Here is a 24,606-nt window from a genome sequence, read left to right as displayed (position 1 = left end):
ACTATGAACTTGCAAGGCAGGAAAATTCAGGTGCACGATATGTCGCTGCGCGACGGCATGCACCCCAAGCAGCACCAGATCACCGTGCAGCAGATGGTGGACATTGCGGTCGCCATGGACGAAGCCGGCATCCCCCTGATTGAGGTTACCCACGGCGACGGCCTGGGCGGGGCATCGGTAAACTACGGCTTCCCCGCCGCCAGCGACCAGGAATACCTGACGGCGGTGTGCAAGGCCGTGAAAAAGACCAAGGTGTCGGCGCTGTTGTTGCCGGGTATCGGCACGGTTGACCACCTGAAGATGGCGGTGGACTGCGGGATCTCCACCATTCGCGTGGCCACGCACTGCACCGAGGCGGATGTTTCGGAGCAGCATATCAGCATGGCCTCCCAGATCAGCGGGCTGGACACGGTCGGCTTCCTGATGATGGCGCACATGATTCCGGCGGAAGAGCTGGTGGTGCAGTTGAAGCTGATGGAATCCTACGGGGCCAACTGTGTGTATATCACCGACTCCGCCGGGTACATGCTGCCTGACGATGTCACCGAGCGCATCGCGCTGGCGCGGGCGGAACTGAAGCCGGAAACCGAACTGGGCTTCCACGGTCACCACAACCTGGGCATGGGGATTGCCAACTCGCTGGCGGCCGTAGACGCGGGAGCCAACCGTATTGACGGGTCGCTCGCCGGGCTGGGTGCCGGTGCGGGGAATACCCCACTGGAAGTGTTCCTGGCGGTGTGTGACCGTATGGGTGTTGAAACCGGGGTTGACCTGTTCAAGGCCATGGACGTTGCGGAAGACCTGATTGTGCCGCTGATGGACCACATGGTGCGGGTGGATCGGGATTCACTCACCCTGGGCTGGGCCGGCGTCTACTCCAGCTTCCTGCTGTTTGCCAAGCGCAGCGCTGCCAAGCACGGCCTGTCGGCGCGTGACATATTGGTTGAACTCGGCCGTCGTCGCACTGTAGGCGGGCAGGAAGACATGATTGAAGACCTGGCCATGGATATGGCACGCGACCGCAAGAGCGCCTGACCGCTCGCCTTCCTTACCCCTTCTGCAAAGGGCGCCTGTGACTGCCATGCGGCGGTCCGGGTGCCGAATCCTGGAAATACAGGGTTGAGCTCTCGCTCAGCCTGCGTGCGAGCGCAGGTAGATTTCGCACTGCACGTGACTACTGTGGTTTGCCCTTGTCGCCTGCACGGTCCGCGCCGTAGTGGTTGCTCTGCCGGTCAAGCGTGCCCAGGTCGAGCACCGGGGCTGCGTCGATGTGCTCCGCATCCATCATTTTGGCCACGCGCTGCAGCGACGAGATGATCATGGTCTGCTCCCACTCCTGCAGGTCATCGAACTGGCGTTTGAACTGCTCCTGCAACGGGATGGGCGCGCTGATGAGGACTTCCATCGCCTGAGGTGTGAGGTGTGCGTGCACCTTGCGCTTGTCGGTGTCTGACCGTTTGCGGTAGACGAGGCCGCGCTTTTCCAGCCGGTCCAGAATCGTGGTAACCGTGGCCTGGCTTAGGCTGATATCGGTTGCCAGCTCGCCGATGGTGACTTCTCCGCGCTGGCGTATGGTCTGCAGCAACAGAATTTGCGGCGCTGTCAGGCCCGTAGTCTTGGCGAGATGCCGCGAATGCAGGTCGGTGGCGCGGATGACGCGGCGCAGCGCAACCAGGACTTCATCGATACGGGCCAAAAGGATATCTCTCTCGGTAGCAAAACCCAGCACAGTGTACCTCCGCTTGCCGCTCTGGCGTTAATTCCCTGCGTACATGCCCCGCCACAAAGCGGTGCAATTCGAGTGCAGTGTAAATATTTAGGCAACAAAAAACAAAAAATTCATCAATACGTCACAATTTGCGCCGAAATGAATCAAATTCCTAGGAATGTGGTTTTGATAAAAATCGCTCATGAGGTATAATGTTTAGCGTACTAAAGATTGGAGGGCAACGATTATGGCGCAAGAGCTGACACTGAGGCCGCCAACGGCGACGGATGGCATGGCCGTGCACCACTTGATTGCGGCCTGTCCGCCCCTGGATACGAATTCCGCTTACTGCAACCTCGTTCAATGTTCTCATTTTGCGAGTACATCGGTGCTGGCAGAGGCGGACGGCGAGGTGGCCGGGTTCATTTCCGGTCACCGCATTCCCGAGCGCCCGGATACACTGTTCATCTGGCAGGTAGCGGTTGGCGAGAGTGGCCGCGGACAGGGCCTGGCCGGCCGCATGCTCGACGCGATCGTGGACCGCGCGGGGAATGAGTGGATACAGCACATGGAAACCACCATTACGGAAGACAACGCCGCGTCTTGGGGCCTGTTTCAGGGCTTTGCCACTCGGCGTGGCGCGACACTTGCGCGCGAGGTGTGGTTCGACCGCGAGGCTCACTTCAAGGGCAGCCACGACAGCGAGATCCGCGCGAGAATCGGGCCGCTCACGGCGTCGGATCTGCGTGCGGTCGCCCGCTGACTTTGGCCTTTGCCCCAAACCGTACCCGCAGAATGAATGACGGCAACAACATTGAGGTTATGCATGAAAATTTTTGAAGAGATTGAATCCGAAGTACAAAGCTATGCTCGCTCCTTTCCGCGCGTGTTCAATCGTGCCCAGGGCGAGTATCTGTACGACGAAGACGGCAAGCAGTACCTGGACTTTCTGGCGGGTGCGGGCACCCTGAATTACGGTCACAACAACCCCGCCTTCAAGACAGCACTGCTGGAATACATCGAAGCGGATGGCATCAGCCATGGCCTGGATCTGCACACCAAGGCCAAGGCCGAGTTCCTTGAAACCTTCAGCGAGAAAATCCTGAAGCCGCGCGATCTGGAGTTTGTCGTTCAGTTTACCGGCCCCACGGGCACTAACGCGGTAGAGGCGGCGCTCAAGCTGGCGCGTAACATTGCCGGTCGGGAAAACGTCATTTCCTTTACCAACGGGTTCCACGGCGTGAGCCTCGGCTCCCTGGCAGCCACCGGTAATTCGCATCACCGCGGTGCTTCAGGCGTAAGCCTCGGTGGCAGCAGCCGCATGCCATTTGACGGCTACCTGGGCGATGGTATCGACACCACCGCTTACCTTGACAAAGTCCTGTCGGACTCCAGCAGCGGTATCGACGCACCGGCTGCAGTTCTGGTGGAAACGGTGCAGGGCGAGGGTGGCATCAATGCGGCCAGCTTCGAGTGGTTGCGCAACCTCGAGGCGGTGTGTCGCAAGCACGATATGCTGCTGATCGTGGATGATATTCAGGCGGGTTGTGGTCGCACGGGTACGTTCTTCAGCTTCGAGGAAGCGGGAATCAAGCCGGATATTGTCACCCTGTCGAAGTCGCTCAGTGGCTACGGTCTGCCGTTTGCGGTCGTGCTGATCAAGCCGGAGCTGGACCAATGGAAGCCGGGTGAACACAACGGCACCTTTCGCGGCAACAATCTGGCGTTCGTTACCGCGAAGGCGGCAATCGACACGTTCTGGTCTGACGATGCCTTCGCGAAAGGCGTGCAGGCCAAGGGGCGCTATGTTTCGGAGCGGCTCGAGGCGATTGTGGCGCGCTATGGTGAGGGTAACTTCAGCACACACGGGCGCGGCATGTTCCAGGGCATCAACTGTGTCAACGGCGAAATCGCCGGGCGTATCACGCGCAAGGCCTTTGCCAAGGGTTTGATGATCGAGACCAGCGGTGCGGACGACCAGGTCGTGAAGTTCCTCTGTCCGCTCACGATCTCGCAGGAGAACCTCAAGCGTGGCATTGATATCGTTGAGCAGGCCATCGCCGAAGTGTGTGCCTCCGAAGGCGCGATTCCCGAAGTCGTCGACTTTTTCGAAGATGAGTACAGCGTCTCCGATGACGATCGTTTCCGCAAGGCAAGCTGAGTGCTCTGCGGCGGCCGGAGCCGCCGCAGCCTGACGTTATTACTATTCACAGAGAACACAGGATATTCACATGATTGTACGAGATATGGACACCGCGGCACGTGAAGGCCGCATGATCAAGGATCCCGGTGGCAACTGGGACAGCACGCGCCTGCTGCTGAAAGACGACAATATGGGCTTTTCCTTTCACATCACCACGATCTACGCGGGCGCGGACTTCCGCATGCACTACCAGAATCATCTGGAATCGGTGTACTGCATGTCGGGTGAAGGCGAGGTGGAAACACTGGCGGATGGCAAGGTCTATCCCATCGCTCCAGGCACGTTGTACATACTCGACAAACACGATGAGCACAAGCTGCGTGCCACAACGGAAATGAAAATGGCCTGCGTGTTCAACCCGCCGTTGCATGGCACGGAGGTACACAACGCCGAGGGCGCCTATGAACTCCATGCCGAGCGCGTGGGCGCCTGAGTATCGTGAGTAAGGTATCCAACATCGCACAGGTTGCCGGGCCCGGCGAGCACAGTGCGAAAGTGCGCTCCGGGCACAATACGGGGGAAGCAGTGAACAAGCATACCGTGGAGAAAATCGGCGGCACGTCAATGAGCAACTATGCCGCCGTTCGAGACAGCATCGTTTTCGGTCAGCGCAATGGCGAAACGCCCTACCAGCGCGTGTTCGTCGTTTCCGCCTATGGTGGCATGACCGACAAGCTGCTGGAGCACAAGAAAGATGGCAAGCCCGGCGTATACGGCCTGTTCGCCAGCAGTTTTCAGGACCGCAGCTGGGAAGAGGCACTGGACGCTGTGCGCGACAGCATGTTTGCTGTCAACGCCGAGCTCTTTACCGATGCCCAGGCATTGCTCGAAGCCAATGAGTTCATCGGCGAGCGTCTCGAGAATGCCCGCAAATGCCTTGAGGACCTGCATAGCCTGTGTGGGCACGGTCACTTTTCGGTGGAAGACCATCTGGTGACGGTGCGTGAAATGCTATCCAGCGTGGGCGAGGTCCACAGTGCCTGGAACATGGCTACTTTGCTGCGCCGCGATGGGTTGAACGCGCGCTTTGTCGACCTCAGCGGTTGGCAGGGCTCGGGCAGTCAGCCCCTGGACGCGTGCGTGCAGCAGGCGTTTGCCGATATCGACCTGGAGCACGAACTGCCGATTGTCACCGGGTATGCGCACTGTAGCGAAGGTCTCATCACCCAGTTTGACCGCGGTTACAGCGAGATGACCTTCAGTCGTATCGCCGTGCTTACCGGCGCCCGCGAGGCCATTATCCACAAAGAGTTCCACCTCAGCAGCGCGGACCCGCGCCTGGTGGGTGAAGACAACGCAGTGCCTATCGGACGCACCAATTACGATGTGGCGGACCAGCTGGCCAACCTGGGTATGGAAGCCATTCACCCCAAAGCGGCCAAGGGTCTGCGCCAGAATGGCATTCCCCTGCGGGTGAAGAACACCTTCGAGCCCGAGCACACCGGTACCCTCATTACCGGCGACTACGTCAGCGACACGGCGTGCGTGGAGATCATCGCGGGTTGCCGGGGTGTGTATGCGCTGGAGCTGTTCGACCAGGACATGGCGGGCATCGTGGCCCACTACGACACGGAGATCCTGCGTTGCGTGCAGCGCTTCAAGGGCCATATCGTTGGCAAGGATATCAATGCCAATACGGTGACCCACTACCTCGACGTCAACCTGAAGACCGTCAAGCGCATCAAGAAGGCTTTGCAGGAGACGTTCCCGGAAGCGGAAATTCGTGAACAGAAGGTGGCGATCGTATCCGCCATCGGCAGTGACATGCAGGTGCCTGGCTTGCTCGCGCGGACGGTCGCGGCCCTGTCCAGTCACGATATCAGCGTGCTGGCCATTCACCAGTCCATGCGTCAGGTGGATATCCAGTTCATCGTCAACGACGATGACTACGAGCAGGCCATTCGCGGCTTGCACGCGACCCTGGTGGAACCCCACGACCACGGCCGTGCCATCTGCCTCGCCTCCTGATGTTCCTCCCTGGCCGCGCATTGCGCGCGGCGTTGACCGACATCAATGCCCGAGATCCAAAGCTGCCTTAATCTGTGCTCAGGGTGATGGACACCCTGGTCCACATTAAGGAGTTAATCATGAGAAAGGTAACTAAACTCGCCCTCGCGGCAGTGGTCGCAGGCATGGCAGTCAACGCTGCTGCCTACGAGCAAGGTGATTGGATACTGCGTGCAGGCGCCGTGACCGTGGCGCCAGACGAGGACAGTGACAACATCGTGTTGCCCACGGCTCCGCCCACCGTACTCCCCGGGGTTTCTGTCGACAACGACACCCAGCTCAGCATCATTCCGGTTTACATGCTAACCGACAATTGGGCCGTGGAAGTGCTGGCGGCAACACCGTTCGAGCACGACATCACGGTCAATGGCGTGGGTATTCCCGCGGGCTCAATCAAGCACCTGCCGCCTACGGTGAGCATGCAATGGTATCCGCGCGGCGGACAGCAAGGCTGGCAGCCCTATGTGGGCGCCGGTGTGAACTACACCTTTATTTACGATGAGAAAGTCGACCCTGCACTTGCCGGTGCCTTGAATGGCCTGATCGGCGCAACGGAAGCCGACTTGTCGCTGGACGATTCCTTCGGCCTGGCTGCCCAGGCGGGTGTTGATATTCCGCTGTCTGAAAACTGGGCCATCAATGTGGCAGTCTGGTACATCGATATCGACACCACTGCCAAGATCCGCACCGATGTAGGTACCGTTGCGTTTGATGTGGACATCGACCCCTGGGTCTACAACGTCGGCATCGCGTACCGTTTCTAACGTCGTACTGTTTTGGGGGTGCGCGCCTGCTCACCCCCGTGTTTTTTCCAGCGGCGGTTCCTGCCGTGGTCGTTTTTCCGCAAATCCTTCTGTTCAGTGATGCTGGCTGTGATCCATGGGTGCGTCATGTTGCATGGCGTGCGTACTGTGTTGCGCATGGGCTGCTGTCAGGTACACGCTCCAGCAACCGGACACAATCAGCAACAGCCCCAGTACGACCTTCAGGCCCTTGCGGCGCAGGGCTGATTGGACGGCACCCGCACCAAAACTGGTGGCGAGCATGGCGGGCAATGTGCCCAGGCCAAAAAACAGCATCATCAGGGCGGATTGGCCCGCGTCCTGAGCGGTGGCCGCCCAAGCCAGGCTGCTGTAAATCAATCCACAGGGCATGAGACCCCAGCACAAGCCGAGGGCGATCGCCTGATACCAGTGGCGCAGCGGTAGCAGTGAGCTTGACCAGCGCTGCACCGGCCGCCAGAGAATGGCTCCCCCACGTTCCAGCCAGGTCAGTACACGCCACCAATCCGCTATGTACAGCCCCATGGCAATCAGCAATATGCCCGCCAGGTAGCGCAGGGCCATGGTCCACGCTGCGATATCAATGCTGCCGGCCGCAAAGCCCAGTGCGGCGCCCAGCGCGGTATAACTCGCGATACGGCCACCGTGATAGGCCAGCGTCATGCCGGTACTCTTCACACCACCTAACTGCAGTGCGGCGGCAATACCGCCACACATGCCCAGACAGTGCCCGGCGCCGGCCAGGCCCAGTGCGAACGCGCTACCGAGCTCCGCGATCATCGTGTTCCTCCCGGTTGCTGTTGTGCTCTTCGTCCATGAGGATACGCGATGCCTCCTTGTCCAGGTCTTCATACTGACCGCTGTCGATAGCCCAGATCAGCAGGCGAATGACGATGACACAGAACACCAGGGCAATGGGTATCAGGAGATACAGGCTTTCCATCGGTGTTGCTACCTCAGCGCTGCGCCCGATTCAGGCGCAGCGAGTTCATGACCACAATCAATGAGCTGAATGACATGCCCAGGGCCGCTGCCCAGGGTGGAATATAGCCGAGCGCGGCGAGGGGTATGCCAAGGCCATTGTAGCTCAGCGCCCAGACAAAATTCTGGCGGATAATCCCCACGCACTGGCGTGCCTTGGCGAGGCTGCGGATAACGGCGTTGAGGTTGTCGTCATCAACCACGAAATCGGCTTGCGCCCGGGCCAGGTCGGTGGCGCTGGCAACGGCGAAAGAGGCGTTTGCGAGGCCGAGCAGGGGGGCATCGTTGAGGCCGTCGCCCACTGCCATAACCACTTCGCCGGCTTCCTGCCAGGCGCGCACCTGTTGCATCTTGTCTTCGGGGGAAAGCCCGGTGCCGACGAAGTCGAACCCCAGCTCACGGCCCAGCCGGGCCCCTGCGCTGGAGCTGTCGCCGGTGAGGAGCGCCAGTGACATGCCCGCGCTGCGGGCAGCGGCAACCACCTCGGCGGCCTCGGGTCGCAGCGGGTCGGAGAGCCCGAACCAGGCCAGGGGCTGGTCGCTGCTGCAGAGCGCCACCCAATAGAGTTCATTGTTTGGTGCACTGGGCAATGTGGGGGCGAGCTCACGACAGAAACGCTCACTGCCCATGCGGTAGCGCTGGCCGTTCCAGCTCGCCTCGATGCCGGCGCCGGTGATGTAACGGGGCTCGCTGATACCTGTGATCGCCGTGCCGGTAAAGGCGTGGGCGATAGGGTGATTGGAATGTTGCTGCAGTGCCGTTGCCAACTCGGTAAGGAACGCGTCATTGACTTCCCCGCAGGCGCTCACGGTCTCCAGGCGCAGCTTGCCCTGGGTCAGCGTACCGGTTTTGTCGAAGACGACGCGCTGTGCGTGGGCGAGTGCCTCGATGGCGTTTTCGCCATGCACAATGACGCCCTGCGCGCGCAACGCACTGGCCGCCGCTGTCAGCGCTGCGGGAGTGGCCAGTGCCAGGGCGCAGGGGCAGCTGACCACCAGCACAGCCAGGCATATCCACAGTACCTGGTCGGGTGCAATCTGGCTCCACACCAGACCGGTCAGGGCGGTGATGACGAGGATAGCGCCGACGAACCAGGCGGAGAGGCGGTCGGCCATGCGGGCGAGTGCCGGCTTGGCCCGCTGTGCACGGTCCACGCTGTTCTGTAGCGCCGCCAGCCGGCTGTTTTCGTAGAGCTGGTCGACGTACAGGTCAATGCTGCCTTCAAGGTTAAGGGTGCCGGCGAACACCGCATCGCCCGGCGCTACGGCGCGCGGTACATGCTCGCCGTTGAAGGTGTCTTCGCGGACGGCGCTGCTGCCGGTGGCAACCGTGCCGTCCACCGCGATGACTTCGCCAGCGCGCACCCGCACTGTGTCGCCGGGCTGGACCTGGCGCCGGGATTGGCGCCGCCAGTGCCCGTCTGGCTGTTGTACGAGCACGGCAAGCGGGAGATGACTCTCGGCGTCGCGACAGGCGATGGCATGACGACGCCGCACCCGTTTTTCGAAAAAGCGCCCCAGAAGCAGAAAAAACGTGAACATCACCACGGAATCGAAATAGACCTCGCCGGAGCCGGTCACGGTTGCCCAGACGCTGGCGATGAAGGCCAGCCCGATCGCCAGGGCAACGGGCAGGTCCATGACCAAAGCGCCCTGGCGCAGGTGTCGCCAGGCGGTCACGAAGAACGGCTTGGCGGAATAGCCAACCACAAAGCTGGCCACCAGCAGGCTCACTGTGCGCAGCAGGGTCTGGTGCTCCGTGGCAATGCCCTGCAGGTCACCCGCATGCAGGGCGATGCCGAACATGCCCACCTGCATCATGCCAATGCCGGCAACCGCCACCCGGCGCAGGTCGGTGCGGTACTCCTGTTCCAGTTGTTCGCGTTGGGCGCTGGCCTGGAAGGGGCGCGCGCTGTAGCCGAGGGACTCCAGCAGGGCAAATACACGGCTTGGCTGTAGTTGCTGCGGGTCGTAGCGCACGCTCAGGCGCTGTTGTTGCAGGTTGACCTGGGCGTCCTGCACACCGGTTTCACGCAGCAGCGTCTGTTCAATAAGCCAGGTGCAGGCAGCACAGGTGACCCCGCCCAGCAGCAGGCTGGCGTGCTCGCTTGCCGCGCTTTCGCGTCGGCAATATTGCGCGCGCAGGGTGGGGTCGTCATACAGGAGGTACTCGTCCGGTGTCGCCAGCGGTGTGTCGTTTGCTGGTTTCTCGCTGTAGGCGGTGCGCTGTCGGTAGAAGCTGCCCATGCCACTGTCGGCGATGAGGCTGGCAACGGCGCGGCATCCCGGGCAACACATGGGTTGGCTGATACCGTCTATGTCCACCGCAAAGTGGCTGCCCGGCGGTACCGGTTCACCGCAGTGGAAGCAGGGTTGTACGCCCGTCATCACAGGTTCACGGCGTATCCTGTACGCCCTGCTGCAGAAGATCTGCGGCGCCTATCACACCATCAAGGCGCCAGGCGCCCTCTGCGCCATCGCGCAGAATCCAGTGCCAGCGTTCGGCGACCGGGACTGGCAGGGCACTGTTGTACACGCCCGGACCAACCCGCTGCAGGTCGACCGTGAAGTCCCGGTCCGATTCAATCGGGTGGGACAGCACCAGCTCCAGGGATGTATCCTTAATCGCGCCCTCGGACACGTGCACAGTCACTTGCCCCGGCGTCAGCATCAGGCGCGCTGCAATGCCCAGCGCTCGCGCCTTCTCCTGCCGGTCCAACTGCTGGTTGATGGCCAGGCCGACCTTGTAGTACTCATCCACCACCAGGTCATCGGCGTGATTGTAGGCGGTGTAGATCAGGTGCATGCTGATCACCACCACGCTGGCGGGTAGGGCAATCAGGAACCAGGGCCAGAACTGGCGATACCAGGGGTGGATGTCGTCATCGGCCAGCCGCGGTCTGTTCATAGCGGCCTCATGAAGCGCGATTCGGAGCTGATCTGCAGCGATTCACGATCCGTGGCGCGCGCTGTGAATTCGATTTCCGTGCTCGGGCGCTGCAGTAACTCGGGTGCTATGCGTACCCGCAGGCTGATGCTGCGCACTTCGCCGCCGTCCAGCGTATGCAGGGTATCACCGATGATTTCCGCGCCGTCGATGCCGCTGATGGCAATTTCGAATTCGTGCATGGACTGCTCCATGTTGACCAGGCTCAGTGTGTAGATGTTCTCTATATCGCCGTCCATGGTGGTTACATACAGCTCGTTGCGATCGCGAATAACCGTCATTTCCAGTGGTACCCGGCTGATTACGCGGTAGCTGAACAGGCCGACCATCACCGACAACACCAGCACGTAGCCGATCATGCGCGGACGCAACCAGTGGGTTTTGCCGCCCTGCAGCTGGTGTTCGCTGGTGTAGCTGATCAGTCCCCTGGGATAGGACATCTTATCCATCACGGAGTTGCAGGCATCGATGCACAGCGCACAGCCAATGCATTCATATTGCAGGCCATCGCGAATATCAATCCCGGTCGGGCAGACCTGTACACACAGGTTGCAGTCGATGCAGTCACCCAGCCCCTGCGCCCGGTGGTCGGCATCGCGCTTGCGTGAGCCGCGCGGTTCACCGCGGACGGGATCGTAGGACACTATCAGGGTGTCCTGATCGAACATCACGGATTGGAAGCGCGCGTAGGGGCACATGTATTTGCAGACCTGCTCGCGCATCCAGCCAGCGTTGATGTACGTGGCGCAGGTGAAGAAGATCGTCCACAGCACACCCCACTGGCCAGCTGACAGGGTCAGCAAGTCCGGCAGCAGCTCACGGATGGGGTAAAAATAGCCAACAAATGTCATGCCGGTGAGGAATGCAACAAACAGCCAACCGCCGTGCTTGAGCACTTTGCGCCCCAGCTTCTCCATCGACCAGGGTGCCTTGTCGAGGCGCATGCGCTGGTTGCGGCTGCCCTCGAAGCGCTGCTCGATCCACATGAAAATACTGGTCCAGACGGTTTGCGGGCAGGTGTAACCGCACCACACGCGGCCCGCGAAAACAGTGACCGCGAACAGGCCGAAGGCCGCGATGATCAGCAGGAAAGCGAGGAGGGGGAAATCCTGCGGCCAGAACACCAGGCCTAGAATATGAAACTTGCGTTCGGGCAGGTCAAACCATACGGCCTGACGGCCATCCCAGGACAGCCAGGGGAGGAGAAAGTAGCCAATCAGCAGCGGCCAGCCGGTATACAGGCGGATACGCTGGAAAAAGCCCTCGATCTTGCGTGTGTAGATTTTCTCACGACGCTGGTAGAGGTCCATTTCGCTGACTTCTGCCGGCGCAACTTCCTGTACATCGATAAGGTGTTTGTCGCTCATGCTGGATTACCGAGGATAGGGGACGCTGGGCGTCGTGATGCCGGCCTTCCGGGCGGAAGGCCGGCGGGGCCGATCAATTGCTGAGGCTGTACACGTAGGCTGTGAGGATGTGAATCTTGTCCTCGGTGAGGCTATCGCCGAAGGCGGGCATAACACCGTTCCGGCCCGCGCGCAGGGAGTGAGCAATTTGTTCGCGTTTGCCGCCGTACAGCCAGATGCCGTTGGTCAGGTTGGGTGCGCCGAACACAGCGTTGCCCTTGGCTTCAGGCCCGTGACAGGCGGCACAGTACATCTGGTAGTGCTTTTCGCCCGCCGCGACCAGCTCGGGGTCGGTGGTGCGGCCGTTCAGTGAGACCACGTATTCGGTGGCCGCGGCAATGCCCTCATCACCGAGTACGCTGGCCCAGGCGGGCATGGCGGCGCGGCGGCCCTGCAACAGCGTTGTCTTGATGGCATCGGGCGATCCGCCCCACAACCAGTCGTTGTCTGTCAGGTTGGGGAAGCCATAGCGACCCTTGCCATCCGCACCATGACACTGGGCACAGTTGTTGCCGAACAGGCGCATGCCCATTTTTACCACGGCCGGGTCTTCGGCGATTTCCTCGACGGACATAGCCAGGTAGCGGCTGCGCATCTCGCTGTACCGCTCGTCTGCCGCGGCGACTTCCTCGCGGTGCTGTTCCAGCTGGGTCCAGCCGATCAACCCGGGGTAATTACCCATGCCCGGGTAGACGATCAGGTAGCCGATAGCCCAGACGATGGTAATCACGAACATGTAGAACCACCAGGCGGGGAGCGGGTTGTCGTACTCCTCGATGCCGTCGTGGGCGTGGCCCGTGGTCTGGTCGGTGGTGCCTTCGCCGCGCTTGCGGTTGGCAAACAGGATCCAGGTAATGCCGACGATGGTGACGGTGGTCAGGATGATGATCCACCAATGCCAGAAACTAGCCATTCCTTTCTTCCTCCTGCGTGCTACGTTGACTCAGTTCCTCATCTGCGAAGGGCAGGTTTGCGGCCTCGTCAAAAGATTTCTTGCGCTTGCTGCTCCAGGCCCAGATACACAGTCCAACAAAAGCGAACAGCAGCAGGCCAGTGCTAAGACCTCGAAGGTCGTTGATATCCATAGTCTCTAGCGCCTCGTTTGCAGCAGGGTGCCGAGCTGTTGCACATAGGCAATCAGTGCGTCGATTTCCAGTTTGCCCGCAACTGCCGCCTCCGCCCCGGCGATATCCTCGTCGGTGTAGGGCACACCCACGGTGCGCAGTGCCTTCATTTTTCTGCCGGTAACCGTGCCATCAACCTCGCGTTCGAACAGCCAGGGATAGGCAGGCATATTGGATTCCGGAACCACGTCGCGCGGGTTGTAGAAGTGCGCGCGGTGCCAGTCATCGCTATAGCGCTGGCCGACACGAGCCAGATCCGGGCCCGTGCGCTTGGAACCCCAGAGGAACGGGTGGTCATACACAAATTCACCGGCGACAGAGTAGTGCCCGTAGCGCTCTGTCTCCGCCCGCAGCGGGCGAATCATCTGCGAGTGGCAGTTGTTGCAACCCTCGCGAATGTAGATATCGCGCCCCTCGAGTTCCAGAGCCGGCAGTGGCTTGAGGCCGGCGATGGGTTCGTTGGTCTGCTTGCTGAACATCAGCGGCACCAGCTCGACCAGCGTGCCGAAGCTGATGGCCACGATGATGAGTATCATCATCAGGCCAACGTTCTTCTCTACGACTTCGTGCTTCATGCGTGACTCCCCTGTGCGGCACCAGCGGGCAGGGGCTGTGCGGCGACATCCTTGCGCGTGGTCATGTAGACGTTGTAAGCCATGATCAGCATACCGCCGAAGAAGATGGCGCCACCCGCCAGGCGCACAAGGTACCCGGGGTAGCTGGCAGCGACCGACTCGACAAAGGTGTAGGTGAGCGTGCCGTCATCGTTGTAGGCGCGCCACATCAGGCCCTGCAGAATGCCGTTGACCCACATGGAGGCGATATACAGCACCGTGCCAATGGTCGACATCCAGAAGTGGGTGTTGATCAACGAGGTGCTGTACATGCGCTCCTTGCCGAACAGGATCGGAATCAGGTGGTAGATACAGCCGATGGAGATCATGGCAACCCAGCCCAGCGCACCGGAGTGCACGTGGCCGATGGTCCAGTCCGTGTAGTGGGACAGCGCGTTGACCGTCTTGATCGACATCATTGGGCCTTCAAACGTGGACATACCGTAGAAGGACAGGCTGACCACCATGAAGCGCAGGATAGGGTCGGTGCGCAGTTTGTGCCAGGCGCCCGACAGGGTCATCATGCCGTTGATCATGCCGCCCCAGGACGGTGCGAGCAGGATGATGGACATGACCATGCCCAGGCTCTGCGCCCAGTCGGGCAGGGCAGTGTAGTGCAGGTGGTGCGGGCCGGCCCAGATATACACGGCAACCAGGGCCCAGAAATGCACAATGCTGAGGCGGTAGGAATAGACGGGGCGCTCCGCCTGCTTGGGCACAAAGTAGTACATCATGCCCAGGAAACCCGCGGTGAGGAAAAACCCGACCGCGTTGTGTCCGTACCACCACTGCACCATGGCGTCCACGGTGCCGGCGTAGGCCGAATAGGATTTGGTCAGGCTGACCGGAATGGCCGCACTGTTGATGATGTGGAGTACCGCAACCGTGAGGATGAACCCGCCGAAGAACCAGTTGGCGACATAGATGTGGCTCACCTTGCGCTTGACGATGGTGCCGAAAAACACGATGGCGTAACTGACCCAGACCACGGCAATCAGGATGTCGATGGGCCATTCCAGTTCTGCATATTCCTTGGTGGAATTCAGACCCAGTGGCAGCGTGATTGCAGCCAATACGATCACCGCCTGCCAGCCCCAGAAGGTAAAGGCCGCCAGCTTGTCGGAAATCAGGCGTACCTGGGTGGTGCGCTGCACCACATAGTAGGAGGTCGCAAACAGCGCGCTGCCCCCGAACGCGAAAATCACCGCGTTGGTATGCAGCGGGCGCAGGCGCCCAAAGCTCGTCCAGGGCAGGTCGAAGTTGAGGATGGGGAAGGCGAGCTGGGCGGCGATAAGGACGCCAACCAGCATCCCCACGATACCCCACACGACCGTCATGATGGCAAACTGGCGAACGACCTTGTAGTTGTAGGTCGAGTGCTCCAGTGCAGCGTTGAGTTCACTCATGTCTTGTTTCCAATGTCAGTAATGTCAGGCAGGTCGCCCGCTCGATAGATGCCTTTACACATCGGTAAAAGCTGGCCCGGCGCCGAGATCCCAGAGGAACACCGTGGTGACCAGCAGGGACACCAGAATAACCAGGCCGACGCCGACCACGGCGGTGGAGAACAGGAAACCCCGCTCCTCCGGAATATTCATCATGATCGGGATACCCAGGTACAGCAGGTATACCGACCAGCTTACCGCTACCACGCCGATCAGCAGGTCAACCCAGAGCAGCGGGTAGAAGCCGGCGACGCCGAAGACAAACATGGGGGTGACGGTCAGGCCGGCGATAACGACGCCTTTGGCAAAGGTGGTCTGGGCGCCATAGGTCCCCGCCATCCAGTGGATGAAATAACCCACAGAGATAACGCAACCGACCATGGCGAAGTAGAACAGGATACACAGCTGCAGAGCGCTGTCGTAGGTCAGCCGTATGGCCGGGCCGTTGCCGACGGTCCAGCCGACATCGGTAGTGCCGAAATACCAGGCTACCGCCGGAATCAGGGCGAGCACCCAGGGATACAGCACCAGAATGTTCAGGCTGCTCGCCGGCAGGTTGGCAACGCTGCGCCACTGGGCGCCGGGTTTGGTCAATAGACCGATCGTGTGCTGGATCATGTGTTGTTGTTCTCCCCAAAGATTAACTGGTGCCGGGCACAGGCGAAGTCTACCGGGCCGTGGTTACACGGCCATGATACAGATCAAGAAGCGGCGGACTCAGTCCACCGGGATGTGTCAGGCCGCGAGATTGGCGGCCTGTTGCAAAGCTTCCTGATCCAGGATCTCAATTTCCTTGTTGTCCACCCGCAGCACGCCGGTTTTCTGCATCCGGCTGAATACCCGGCTGATCGTTTCCACGGTCAGACCGAGGTAGTTGCCGATATCCACACGGGACATGGGCAGCCGGAACTGGCTGGCGCTCAGGTTCCGCCGCGCATTGCGATTGGCGATGCTCAGCAGCAGGGTGGCGACGCGCTCGTCGGCGGAATTCTTGCTGAGCAGTGTGATAAGCAGCTGGTCGTCGGTGATCTCCCGGCTCATGAGCTGAAACAGGTGACGTTGCAGGCTGGGCATGGAGGCGCTCAGGCGTTCCAGTGAATCGAACGGTATGGCACAGATGGCCGCGGTTTCCAGGGCGCGTGCCGAGGAGGCGTGGCTGTTGTTGCTGATGCCGTCCATGCCGAGGATTTCGCCGGGAAAGTAGAAGCCGGTAACCTGTTCGCGACCATCGCTGGTGGTGCGGTAGCCTTTTACGGCACCTGAGCGAACGGCATAAATGGACTGGAACGGGCTGCCCTCATGGTAGAGCAGCTCGCCTTTCTGCAAGGGCTTGCTGCGCTGGATGATGCTCTCCAGCTGTTCGAGGTCTTGGTGGTTGATGGCCAGCGGCAGGCAGATGCGGCTCAGGCGGCAGGTTTCGCAATTGACCTTGTACTCGTGGGTACACGAGCGCAACGGCGCGGCTTCACTGACATCTTGCAGGCGCATGGACATGCAGAACTCCCCTGATTCGTGACGGGCAGTATAGTGCATTTGCAACGGCTACTGAACCTCTGTGGCGAGGCGCAGTTAAGCGGTTACTAGCCCAGTGATGCCACGCTTTTGAGCACCAGCCGCACCAGCTCAGCCTGCCTCGAGACGCCGGTTTTGGCGAAGATGGACTTGAGCTGGGCACGCGCAGTGTGCTGGGAGATGTTCTGCGCTTCGGATACCTCGGCGAGGCTGAGCCCGCGAGACAGGAGAATGGCGAGGTTGGCCTCGGCCGGAGTGAGGTCGAACAGTTGCCCCAGTGTGCCCTGGGAGCTCGGTTCGTTGAGGTCCGGGTCGGAAATGAAAACGGCGACACAGGGGCTGGACTGGCCCTCACCCCACTCGGAAACCGGCACCGGGCGCAGTACCAGGCCCAGCTGTGCCCGTTCGCCGCCACGCGGCACCCGCAGCGCGCGAATCACCGAGGCCTCGCCGCGGTGCAGCGCCTTGATAATGGTCTCCAGCGCGGTTTGCAGCTCGCGGTTCTTGTCCCGATTCTCAACGACCAGATGTTGTCCACGTATGCTGAGCCCGTTGTCATCCTCCAGCAGCGCCCGCGCGATAGTGTTGGCGCTCAGCACGCGCCCCTGTTCATCGAGGATGATAGTGGCCACCGCCAGCTGCTCGACGGCGCCGGCATACAGGTTGCGCTCGGAAGCGGTGCGCCCGAGCGTGGCGTAGAGCTGGATGGAGAGGCGCAGGTGCGGGGCGATACGGGCCAGAACCGCGCGCTCATCGGCACTGAACGAGGCTTCCTCGTGGCGCCGCGAGAAGCGCAGGCGGGCGAGCATGCCACCAGGCTCAACGGTGTCCAGGCCCAGTATGCGGAACAGGCCGGCAGATTTCAGGTAGTGCTCGTAATACTCCGAGGCGACCAGTTCCGCATCGCTGAGAATGTCCTCCAGTGCCACCACCCGGTCCGGGGGCAGGTTGACGAAGGGGTCCAGCGCAAAGAACTGTTCGCGGTAGGCCGTGACCTCCCAGTCAGCGGGGTCCGACAGGGCTTTTGCTGCCCCCAGGTCTGCTGCTGGCCGCACGCTGTTGAGAATCACACCGCGGTCATCTTCTGCCGGAGGACGCAACACCAGCGACACGACCTGGCAATCGATCAGTTCGCGCAGCAGGGGCAGAGCTGATGACCAGGGCGGATTTTCCAGCGGCCCACGATAGAGCGCGGCCACCAGCGCATCGTAGGCTGCCGGTACTGTGCCTACCGTAGCGACATCGAGCGGATCACTCCGCTCATTCATTTTTCGATACTCGACAGATCGAGGGTGACCTCTGCGAGCGGTTTGGGGCGGCCGATGCCCCAGCCCTGCAGGTAGTCAACGCCAATCTCCTGGAGTTTGCGGATAATGGCCTCGTTCTCCACCGATTCTGCAATCGTTTCCTGGCCCAGAAAGTGGGCGAGGTCATTGATCGAGCGCGCCATGGCGTAGTCGTTGCTGTCCTGGTCGATGCCGGTGATGAAGCTGCCGTCGATTTTGACGTAGTCCACCGGCAGTTCACGCAGGTAGTTGTGGCTGGCGAGGCCGGTGCCGAAGTCGTCGATGGAGAACTTGCAGCCAATATTGCGGAAGGCGCGTACGAAATCCGCCGCTTTGACCAGGTTGGAGATGGTGCCGGTTTCGGTGATTTCGAAGCACAGCCGGTTGGTGCCCACGCCGAATTCGGAGATCTGCTCGAACAGGAAGTCGAGGAATGCGTCATCGGTGACGCTGGCGCCAGACAGGTTGATCGCCACACTGGGCACCACTTTCTGTGCATCCATCAGGGAGTTGATCCACATGAAGGCCTCGCGCACCACCCAGCGGTCTACCAACGTCATGATGCCGTGACGCTCAGCGGACGTAATGAAGCTCTGGGGGGAACTCAGTTTGCCGCTCTTGTCACGCATGGCCAGCAGCAGTTCATAGTGACGCGTGGTGGAGCTGTCGCCGGTCATGGCGGTTTTGACGATAGGCTGAGCTCGCAGCATGAAGCGCTCGCTGGAAAGCTCGTCTTCAAGTGCCTTGCGTGAGCGGCGTTGTTCACTGCGCAGGGTGCGCACGGTTTCTTCGCTGGCCTCGTACAGGTGCACGCGGTTGCGGCCGAGCTGTTTGGCCTGGGTGACCGCTGCCTGCGCGTTGGCCATGACCGAGTCGACGTCCGGGCTGTAGTCCTGAATGGGCGCAATACCCACCGATACAGTGAAACTGACCTTTTCGCCGTCAATGTCCACGCTGCCATCGGCGATATCGCTGCGCACCTGCTCCGCGAGTGCCTGCGCTTTCTCGATATTGCCATCCACCAGCAGTATGGCAAAGGTGTCTTCCTCCAGGCGCGCGGAAGATGTTTTGCGCCCGTGCAGCTGTGCCAGCAGCCGGGAGAATTCAAGCAGCACCTGGTCGCCGCTGATGCGGTCGTAAATGTCGTTGACCAGGCCGAAGCGGTCGATGTTGAGCAGCAATATGGCGTGTTGCGAGTGGTGGGTGTGCGCGTGGCGCAGCGCACGCCCGACCTGGTCGATGAAGATGTCGCGGTTGATCAGGCGGGTAAGGGGGTCGTGGTTGCGGGCGAAGCTCAGCGTGCGCTGCACGTCCTCCAGCGTGTTGTACATACTCTGGTCGACAACCGAAAGGCGATCGGCAGGCGCCGGGGGCTGCGCGCCACGGCTGAGCTGGCGCGCCAGCTGCACCTGATTGAACTCCGCGACTTTCTGGCCGCGGTCGTTGACGAACAGGAAGCGCTCCCGGTCGTCGCTGATCCAGGCCAGCTGGATGCGATGCTTGACCCCGGCCTTGTCGCGGTAGTTCAGCCACATGCCCTTGCCCAGGGTATCGACGCGCTGCACCCAGCGGCGCAGCCGTCGCGTTTTTGCCAGGCGTTCCTCGCGCGTGGGTGGTGCCTCGCCGTCCGTATCCTCGTCCGCTTCGCTGTCGCGCTGCAGCATGTCCACGGCGATGTCGCCGGCAAGCACGCCACGCAGCTCATCGAACACCGCCTGAATAGAGACGTTGCCGGGCAGGGCACCGCTGATCTGCTGTTCCATCAGGTCGATGAAGGGCTCGGCTTCAAGGCTTCTTTCAACGCTCTGGTCTTCACTGACCTCGCCACGCTGCTGCTCGAGCAACCAGGTGGTCAGCAGCTGCAGCGTGCGTCTCTGCTCTTCCCAATCGTCGCTCTCCACGCCCTGTTTGACATGGGTCAGTACCATGAGGTCGCGCCAGCCGTGGTCAATCAGTTCCTGCAGAATGCGGGGAATCTGCCCCGGGGGCAGGCACTCGCGCACCACATTTTCCACTGCATCGCGTGCGCCGCGCAGCTTTTCCTTGCCTTCCTGGGTCTTGACCACCCGCTCGATATTGCGCGCGTGGGCTTGCGACTGCTGCCTGGACAGCCGCTCCACATGCTCCAGTGCTGCAACGAATACGGCGGAATCACCGTCATAGTCGCGAACGATAGCCGCTACAATTTCGGCAACGCGGCTTTCCAGCATGCGGTTGGGGAAATTGGCCGAGCTGCCAAGCGCAGCCAGTTTATCTACCAGCGTGCGTGCCGGATGGTCTGGCTGCAGGAAAAACTGCGGTTCGGTGAGCGCCAGCCGCGCCAACGGCAATTGCAGGTCGCTCAGTACCGGCTGCAGTTCGCTGCTGACATCGAGTTGCGAGCGAATGGTCTCGAACAGGCTGTCGATCATCTCGAGCTGATTGCGGTTTTCCGCGCTCAGCGCAGCGTCACCTTTCAATCCCGGTGTCTGGCCCAGCAAAAAGTCCGCAACGGCGGTTTCACCCGCTGCGGCCTGCGGTGACTTGCCGATCTGCTGCAATTGGGCGAGGGCGTTGATCAACTTCTGGGTATCGAGCACCGCGCCCGCTGGTTGCGGCTGCTGTTCCACTTCACGCTTGAAGTTCAGTGCGTTGATGACCGATGAGTACAGCTGCTGCGGGCGACTCTCCGCACCGCCACCTCCGTTCGCGCTGCTGCCTCCCAGCCCCGCGTCCTGCTGGCGCCGGCGGGTGCGATCCGGGCGCTCATCCGCCTTGCGCAGCAGTGAGCCGTTGGCCAGGATCTCACCCTCAAGGTCCGGCCGGATTCCCGCCTGCTCAAGAATGTCGTTCAAGTGCCGGTACAGGCTGTCGAGGTTGCGCACGAAGTGCCGGGCAAACTGGTCGTAAATGCGCTGGGTGAGCTGTTGCGGTACCCGGTATTCCTCAAGTACCAGTTGCAGTGATCGGGCCAGCTGTGCCACGTGCTCGGGCAGGCGCAGTTTCAGCGGGTCGGTCTGCACCAGCTCTGCCACACGGATTTGCAGGGCTTCCATGCCAATGCGGTGCAGGTCCTCGCCAACGTGGGCGAGGCGGTCGACTGCGAGATAGTTCTCGAAGGTGTGTAGGTCCACCAGGTCCATCGTTCCACTTTCATCCATTACATCCCACCAGTGATGCAGCTCGGCGGCGGGCGGGGTCAGGTTGTCGTGGAAGCTGTGGTAGTGGCCGAGGAAACTGGCCAGCATGCCACGCTGGTGGATTTGCAGAATGCCGATGGCATCGGTGACCTGGGTGCGTGATATCTGGCCCTGGCGTGGCGAGGGCGAGGAGCGCAGGAGGTTCTCCGTGAGCTCCTCCAGAAAACGCGCAAAGCGTCGCTCCAGTTCGCGTTCACTGATCTGGCGGTAGGTGTCAAACGCGTTCAAGCGAACCTCTCTGGCGCGGCCAACGGCCACTGTTGACCATCGTCCGGCGGATAACACTGCAACTGTGTTGCGCGCATTGCGTTAAGGTTGGCAGGTGACATGTCAGCTCTGATTCGGATGGGGAAACTCCCGCCGCACGGCGACCTTTTGGGCGCAGTATACCTGCACAGCACACAGCGACAAGCACTGGTGTGGTGTGCCGAGGCCCGTTGCTAGGGTGTGGTGGGCGCTTTTTCCGGCAGCGCGAAGGCCATGATGGCATCCCCCGCTGTCGACCAGCCGTGCCCGCCGGCCGCCAGCACGACGAATTGTCGCCCGCCCACTGTGGCCCGGTAGCTCAGAGGCGTCGCGTTCCCGGTGTAGGGCAGATCGTATTGCCACAGCTGCTCGCCAGTCTCGCTGGAGAAAGCGCGCAGGTACGAGTCCGTGGTAGCGGCAATGAAGATGACACCCGACGCCGTCGTCAGCGGCCCACCGGCGTTGGGGGAGCCCGCCTCGAACCAGAAAGGCCACGGCGCCTGGCCGCGCGTGGTGCCCAGTGGCCGCGTCCAGGCGACCTCACCCGAGCGCAGATCCACGGCCGTCAGGCTGCCCCACGGGCGCGGATTGCAGGGGGCACCCAGGGGCGAGAACAGCGGGAAACGGCGCACGCCATAGGGGCTGCCCTGCATCGCATAGTGTTCCAGGGGATACCCTGCCTCCGGGTTGAGCGCATCGTATTCCGCGCGGGGAAGCAGTTGCACTACCGTTGCCAGGTGCATCTGGTTGGCGATCAGCAGGCCGCGCTCGGGATCAATGCTGACGCCTCCCCAATTGATGCCGCCGGTGGTGCTGGGATAGAGCACACTGCCCTCAAGGCTGGGGGGCGTGAACATACCGTCCGAGCGGTAGCGTGCGAGCTCCTTCTGGCAGGCAAGCTTGTCCAGCCACACCAGTCCGTCCATGTGTTCGGGCCCCAGTTTCGCGGGTTGGTGCAGGGGGCCGGGATGTGTGGGAAACGGCTGCGTGGGGGAGAGGGTCTCACCCGGCACACCGGCCTGCGGCACGGGACGCTCCTCCACCGGATACAGCGGCTCGCCAGTTTGTCGGTCGAGCAGGAACACGTGCCCCATCTTGGTGGCCTGTGCCAGCCCGGCGCGTCCACCTCCGACCCCGGGAATACGGAACAGGGTTGGCTGTGATGCCACGTCATAGTCCCACACGTCGTGGTGCACGGTCTGGAAGTGCCAGCGCACGTCACCGCTGTCGGCATCCAGCGCGACGACGGAAGAGCCGTAGGCATCTATGCCATCGCGTTCCCCGCCAAACAGGTCCGGAGCCGGGTTGCCGGTGGGCACATAGATCAGGCCGCGTTCAGGGTCGCCAGCGATGGGCGCCCAGACATTGGGGCTGCCCTGGTGGTAGCGCGCGCGACCGAGGCTGTCGCGATGCCGCTCGCGGTAGTCAGCGGTGACCGGTTCCCAGGCCCACGCCAACTGCCCCGTACGCACGTCAAACGCGCGCACGACACCGGAGGGAACATCCTTGCGCTCGTTGTCCGGAACCAGCGCGCCAATCACCGCCAGGTCATTCTGGATCCAGGGCGGCGAGGTCGGGTAGTACACCAGCGGTTCGGCACCGCTGATATCTTCTTTCAGGGAAACACGTCCCGCGTTGCCAAAATCCGCACAGGGCTCACCGCTGCGCGCATCCAGCGCGATCAACTCGGCATCGCGCGTGCCATAGAGGATGCGCACGCCGCAGCTCGCGGCCGCCTCGGCAGGCTCCCCTGCGCGCCACAGGGCCACGCCGCGGCACACCACCGGGTACATGCCGCTGCGGCGGTTTTCCACCTCGGGATCAAACACCCAGCGCTCTTCACCGGTTTCGGCGTTCAGGGCAAATACACGCCCGAATGGGGTGCAGTAGTAGAGTGTGTCGCCGTCAACCAGAGGTGTCACCTGCAGTGAGCTCAGGCCCCATTCACCGCTGCCGTCACTGAAGTCGCCAGAATGATGGCTCCAGGCAAGTTTCAGCTGGTTGACGTTCTGCGGCGTAATGTCGGTGAGTTCCGCGTGCTGTCCGGCGTCCTTGCCGCCATAGTGGGGCCAGCCCTGGGCAGCTGTGCCGGTGTCAGCCGAGGCCACACCGGTGGGGGCACCCTCGCTTGCGGCATGGCAGCCTGTCGCCAGGGTAAAGGCGGTCAGGAGTGCGGTCAGGCTACGCGGCGTCGTCATGAGGCGCTGGTTGTATTGGCTGCCTGCAGGAAGGCCGGCTTTTCTCCGCCGCCATGCACCGCAATGCTGGTGCCGCTGACGTATGACGCCAGCGGCGAGGCCAGGAAGAGGCAGGCATCGCCGATGTCCTCGGGCACCGCCATCCGGCCCAGGGGTATGGTGCGGCCCACCGCGGCCACGCCTTCAGCATCCCCGTAGTGCAGGTGTGACTGTTCGGTTTCGACCAACCCCGCGATGATGGCATTGATCCGCACCAGCGGTCCCCACTCCACCGCCAGCGATTGCCCCAGGTTGACCAGGCCAGCCTTGGCGGCACCGTAGGCTGCGGTGCCCGGCGATGGTCGGATGGTGCTGACGCTGGCGATATTGATGATACTGCCGCCCGATGGCTGCGCCTGCATGACCCGGTTGGCGAGTTGTGCGGCGTGCAGCGCCGACGTCAGGTTCAGCGCAATGATGGATTCATGAAAACGGGGTGAAACCGTCGCCGCCTCTGCTTCGGGTGCGCCACCGGCGTTGTTCACCAGCACGTCCAGGCGCCCGAAGCGGGCCACCACCGCATCGACCATCGCTTCCAGCTGCTCGTATTTGCGTACATCACAGGCGACGAAAAAGGCCTCGCGCCCGCCCGCAGCGGGCAGTTGCTCCGGTGGATTACGGCCACAGATGGCAACCTCCGCGCCGGCGGCCATAAAGCGTTCGCTGATGCCGCGGCCGACGCCTTTGCCGCCGCCTGTCACCAGCACGACGCGACCGTTGAAATCCATGGGGTTCTGCATAGTTCACTGCTCCTTGTTACGCGTAGCGGGCAACTTGTGATCGGCGTGTGAATTGCCTAAGATGCCTCGGCCTCGCGCATCCTAACCCGGTCACAGAAAAACGGGAAACCGCGATGGACAAGCGGCCATTTTCAGGCAAACAGAGGCGCCGTCGGTAGACTTTGCTGAACTGCCTGCCTCTCCACCAAGC

Annotated in this window: 22 protein-coding genes; 6 read left to right on the top strand and 16 right to left on the bottom strand. The window is 61.7% G+C overall.

The features are described from left to right. Positions 1-3 precede the first annotated feature (3 nt). Entirely contained in the window at positions 4-1,035 is a 1,032-nt protein-coding gene (dmpG, locus tag G533_RS0101840; protein ID WP_027948488.1) for a 4-hydroxy-2-oxovalerate aldolase, read from the top strand. Positions 1,036-1,174: 139 nt separating this feature from the next. On the opposite strand, the gene G533_RS20140 is transcribed toward dmpG, so the two are convergent. Then, positions 1,175-1,696, bottom strand: coding sequence for a MarR family winged helix-turn-helix transcriptional regulator (locus tag G533_RS20140; RefSeq protein ID WP_035526111.1), 522 nt, complete (start codon positions 1,694-1,696; stop codon positions 1,175-1,177). Between the two features lie 259 nt (positions 1,697-1,955). Here G533_RS20140 and ectA point away from each other — a divergent pair, with 259 nt between their 5' ends. The 5 genes from ectA (at position 1,956) to G533_RS0101810 (ending at position 6,682) form a co-directional block, all read left to right on the top strand. Further along, positions 1,956-2,471: a diaminobutyrate acetyltransferase gene (gene ectA / locus G533_RS0101830; protein ID WP_035525893.1), complete on the top strand. Its 516-nt coding sequence runs from the start codon at positions 1,956-1,958 to the stop codon at positions 2,469-2,471. A 63-nt stretch (positions 2,472-2,534) separates the two neighbouring features. Beyond that, on the top strand, positions 2,535-3,869 hold the full coding sequence (gene ectB / locus G533_RS0101825) for a diaminobutyrate--2-oxoglutarate transaminase (protein ID WP_027948486.1): 1,335 nt from the start codon (positions 2,535-2,537) through the stop codon (positions 3,867-3,869). A gap of 70 nt (positions 3,870-3,939) precedes the next feature. Further along, positions 3,940-4,344 (top strand): ectoine synthase, encoded by a 405-nt coding sequence (locus G533_RS0101820; protein WP_027948485.1) that lies wholly within the window; start codon positions 3,940-3,942, stop codon positions 4,342-4,344. 92 nt (positions 4,345-4,436) lie between these two features. Continuing rightward, positions 4,437-5,879, top strand: a complete 1,443-nt coding sequence (locus G533_RS0101815; RefSeq protein WP_027948484.1) for an aspartate kinase — start codon at positions 4,437-4,439, stop codon at positions 5,877-5,879. Between the two features lie 119 nt (positions 5,880-5,998). Further along, positions 5,999-6,682: an OmpW/AlkL family protein gene (locus tag G533_RS0101810; protein ID WP_027948483.1), complete on the top strand. Its 684-nt coding sequence runs from the start codon at positions 5,999-6,001 to the stop codon at positions 6,680-6,682. A gap of 93 nt (positions 6,683-6,775) precedes the next feature. On the opposite strand, the gene G533_RS20135 is transcribed toward G533_RS0101810, so the two are convergent. The 15 genes from G533_RS20135 to G533_RS0101735 all read right to left on the bottom strand — a co-directional run bounded on the left by G533_RS20135 (position 6,776) and on the right by G533_RS0101735 (position 24,416). After that, positions 6,776-7,480, bottom strand: a complete 705-nt coding sequence (locus G533_RS20135; RefSeq protein WP_035525891.1) for a sulfite exporter TauE/SafE family protein — start codon at positions 7,478-7,480, stop codon at positions 6,776-6,778. Further along, entirely contained in the window at positions 7,461-7,643 is a 183-nt protein-coding gene (ccoS, locus tag G533_RS0101800) for a cbb3-type cytochrome oxidase assembly protein CcoS (protein ID WP_027948482.1), read from the bottom strand. Before ccoS ends, G533_RS20135 begins: the two co-directional genes overlap by 20 nt. 13 nt (positions 7,644-7,656) lie before the next feature. Further along, positions 7,657-10,068: a heavy metal translocating P-type ATPase gene (locus G533_RS0101795; RefSeq protein WP_027948481.1), complete on the bottom strand. Its 2,412-nt coding sequence runs from the start codon at positions 10,066-10,068 to the stop codon at positions 7,657-7,659. A 7-nt stretch (positions 10,069-10,075) separates the two neighbouring features. After that, entirely contained in the window at positions 10,076-10,588 is a 513-nt protein-coding gene (locus G533_RS20130; protein ID WP_035525888.1) for a FixH family protein, read from the bottom strand. Beyond that, positions 10,585-11,994 (bottom strand): cytochrome c oxidase accessory protein CcoG, encoded by a 1,410-nt coding sequence (gene ccoG, locus G533_RS0101785; RefSeq protein ID WP_027948480.1) that lies wholly within the window; start codon positions 11,992-11,994, stop codon positions 10,585-10,587. Before ccoG ends, G533_RS20130 begins: the two co-directional genes overlap by 4 nt. A gap of 73 nt (positions 11,995-12,067) precedes the next feature. Then, positions 12,068-12,946, bottom strand: coding sequence for a cytochrome-c oxidase, cbb3-type subunit III (gene ccoP / locus G533_RS0101780; RefSeq protein WP_027948479.1), 879 nt, complete (start codon positions 12,944-12,946; stop codon positions 12,068-12,070). Further along, entirely contained in the window at positions 12,939-13,118 is a 180-nt protein-coding gene (locus tag G533_RS0101775) for a CcoQ/FixQ family Cbb3-type cytochrome c oxidase assembly chaperone (protein ID WP_027948478.1), read from the bottom strand. Before G533_RS0101775 ends, ccoP begins: the two co-directional genes overlap by 8 nt. Positions 13,119-13,123: 5 nt before the next feature. Next, on the bottom strand, positions 13,124-13,732 hold the full coding sequence (ccoO, locus tag G533_RS0101770; protein ID WP_027948477.1) for a cytochrome-c oxidase, cbb3-type subunit II: 609 nt from the start codon (positions 13,730-13,732) through the stop codon (positions 13,124-13,126). Further along, positions 13,729-15,177, bottom strand: coding sequence for a cytochrome-c oxidase, cbb3-type subunit I (ccoN, locus tag G533_RS0101765; RefSeq protein WP_027948476.1), 1,449 nt, complete (start codon positions 15,175-15,177; stop codon positions 13,729-13,731). Before ccoN ends, ccoO begins: the two co-directional genes overlap by 4 nt. A gap of 54 nt (positions 15,178-15,231) precedes the next feature. After that, a complete protein-coding gene (locus G533_RS0101760; protein ID WP_027948475.1) occupies positions 15,232-15,834 on the bottom strand; it encodes a Yip1 family protein in 603 nt (200 codons plus the stop codon). Between the two features lie 117 nt (positions 15,835-15,951). Then, complete coding sequence (gene fnr, locus G533_RS0101755) at positions 15,952-16,710, bottom strand: fumarate/nitrate reduction transcriptional regulator Fnr (RefSeq protein WP_027948474.1); 759 nt, start codon at positions 16,708-16,710, stop codon at positions 15,952-15,954. An 86-nt stretch (positions 16,711-16,796) separates the two neighbouring features. Continuing rightward, a complete protein-coding gene (locus G533_RS0101750; protein ID WP_051229872.1) occupies positions 16,797-17,996 on the bottom strand; it encodes a helix-turn-helix transcriptional regulator in 1,200 nt (399 codons plus the stop codon). Then, a complete protein-coding gene (locus G533_RS20125) occupies positions 17,993-21,421 on the bottom strand; it encodes a DUF1631 family protein (protein ID WP_051229871.1) in 3,429 nt (1,142 codons plus the stop codon). The genes G533_RS0101750 and G533_RS20125 overlap by 4 nt, the downstream gene beginning before the upstream one ends. A 212-nt stretch (positions 21,422-21,633) precedes the next feature. Further along, positions 21,634-23,637 carry a pyrroloquinoline quinone-dependent dehydrogenase gene (locus tag G533_RS20120; RefSeq protein ID WP_051229870.1) on the bottom strand — a complete coding sequence of 668 codons (2,004 nt, stop codon included), beginning with the start codon at positions 23,635-23,637 and terminating at the stop codon, positions 21,634-21,636. After that, entirely contained in the window at positions 23,634-24,416 is a 783-nt protein-coding gene (locus tag G533_RS0101735) for an SDR family oxidoreductase (protein ID WP_027948472.1), read from the bottom strand. The genes G533_RS20120 and G533_RS0101735 overlap by 4 nt, the downstream gene beginning before the upstream one ends. Positions 24,417-24,606: the final 190 nt, after the last annotated feature.

This window comes from Haliea salexigens DSM 19537 (assembly GCF_000423125.1).
In the GTDB taxonomy this organism is placed as follows: domain Bacteria; phylum Pseudomonadota; class Gammaproteobacteria; order Pseudomonadales; family Halieaceae; genus Haliea; species Haliea salexigens.
This window is presented reverse-complemented; position numbering and strand designations above follow the sequence as displayed.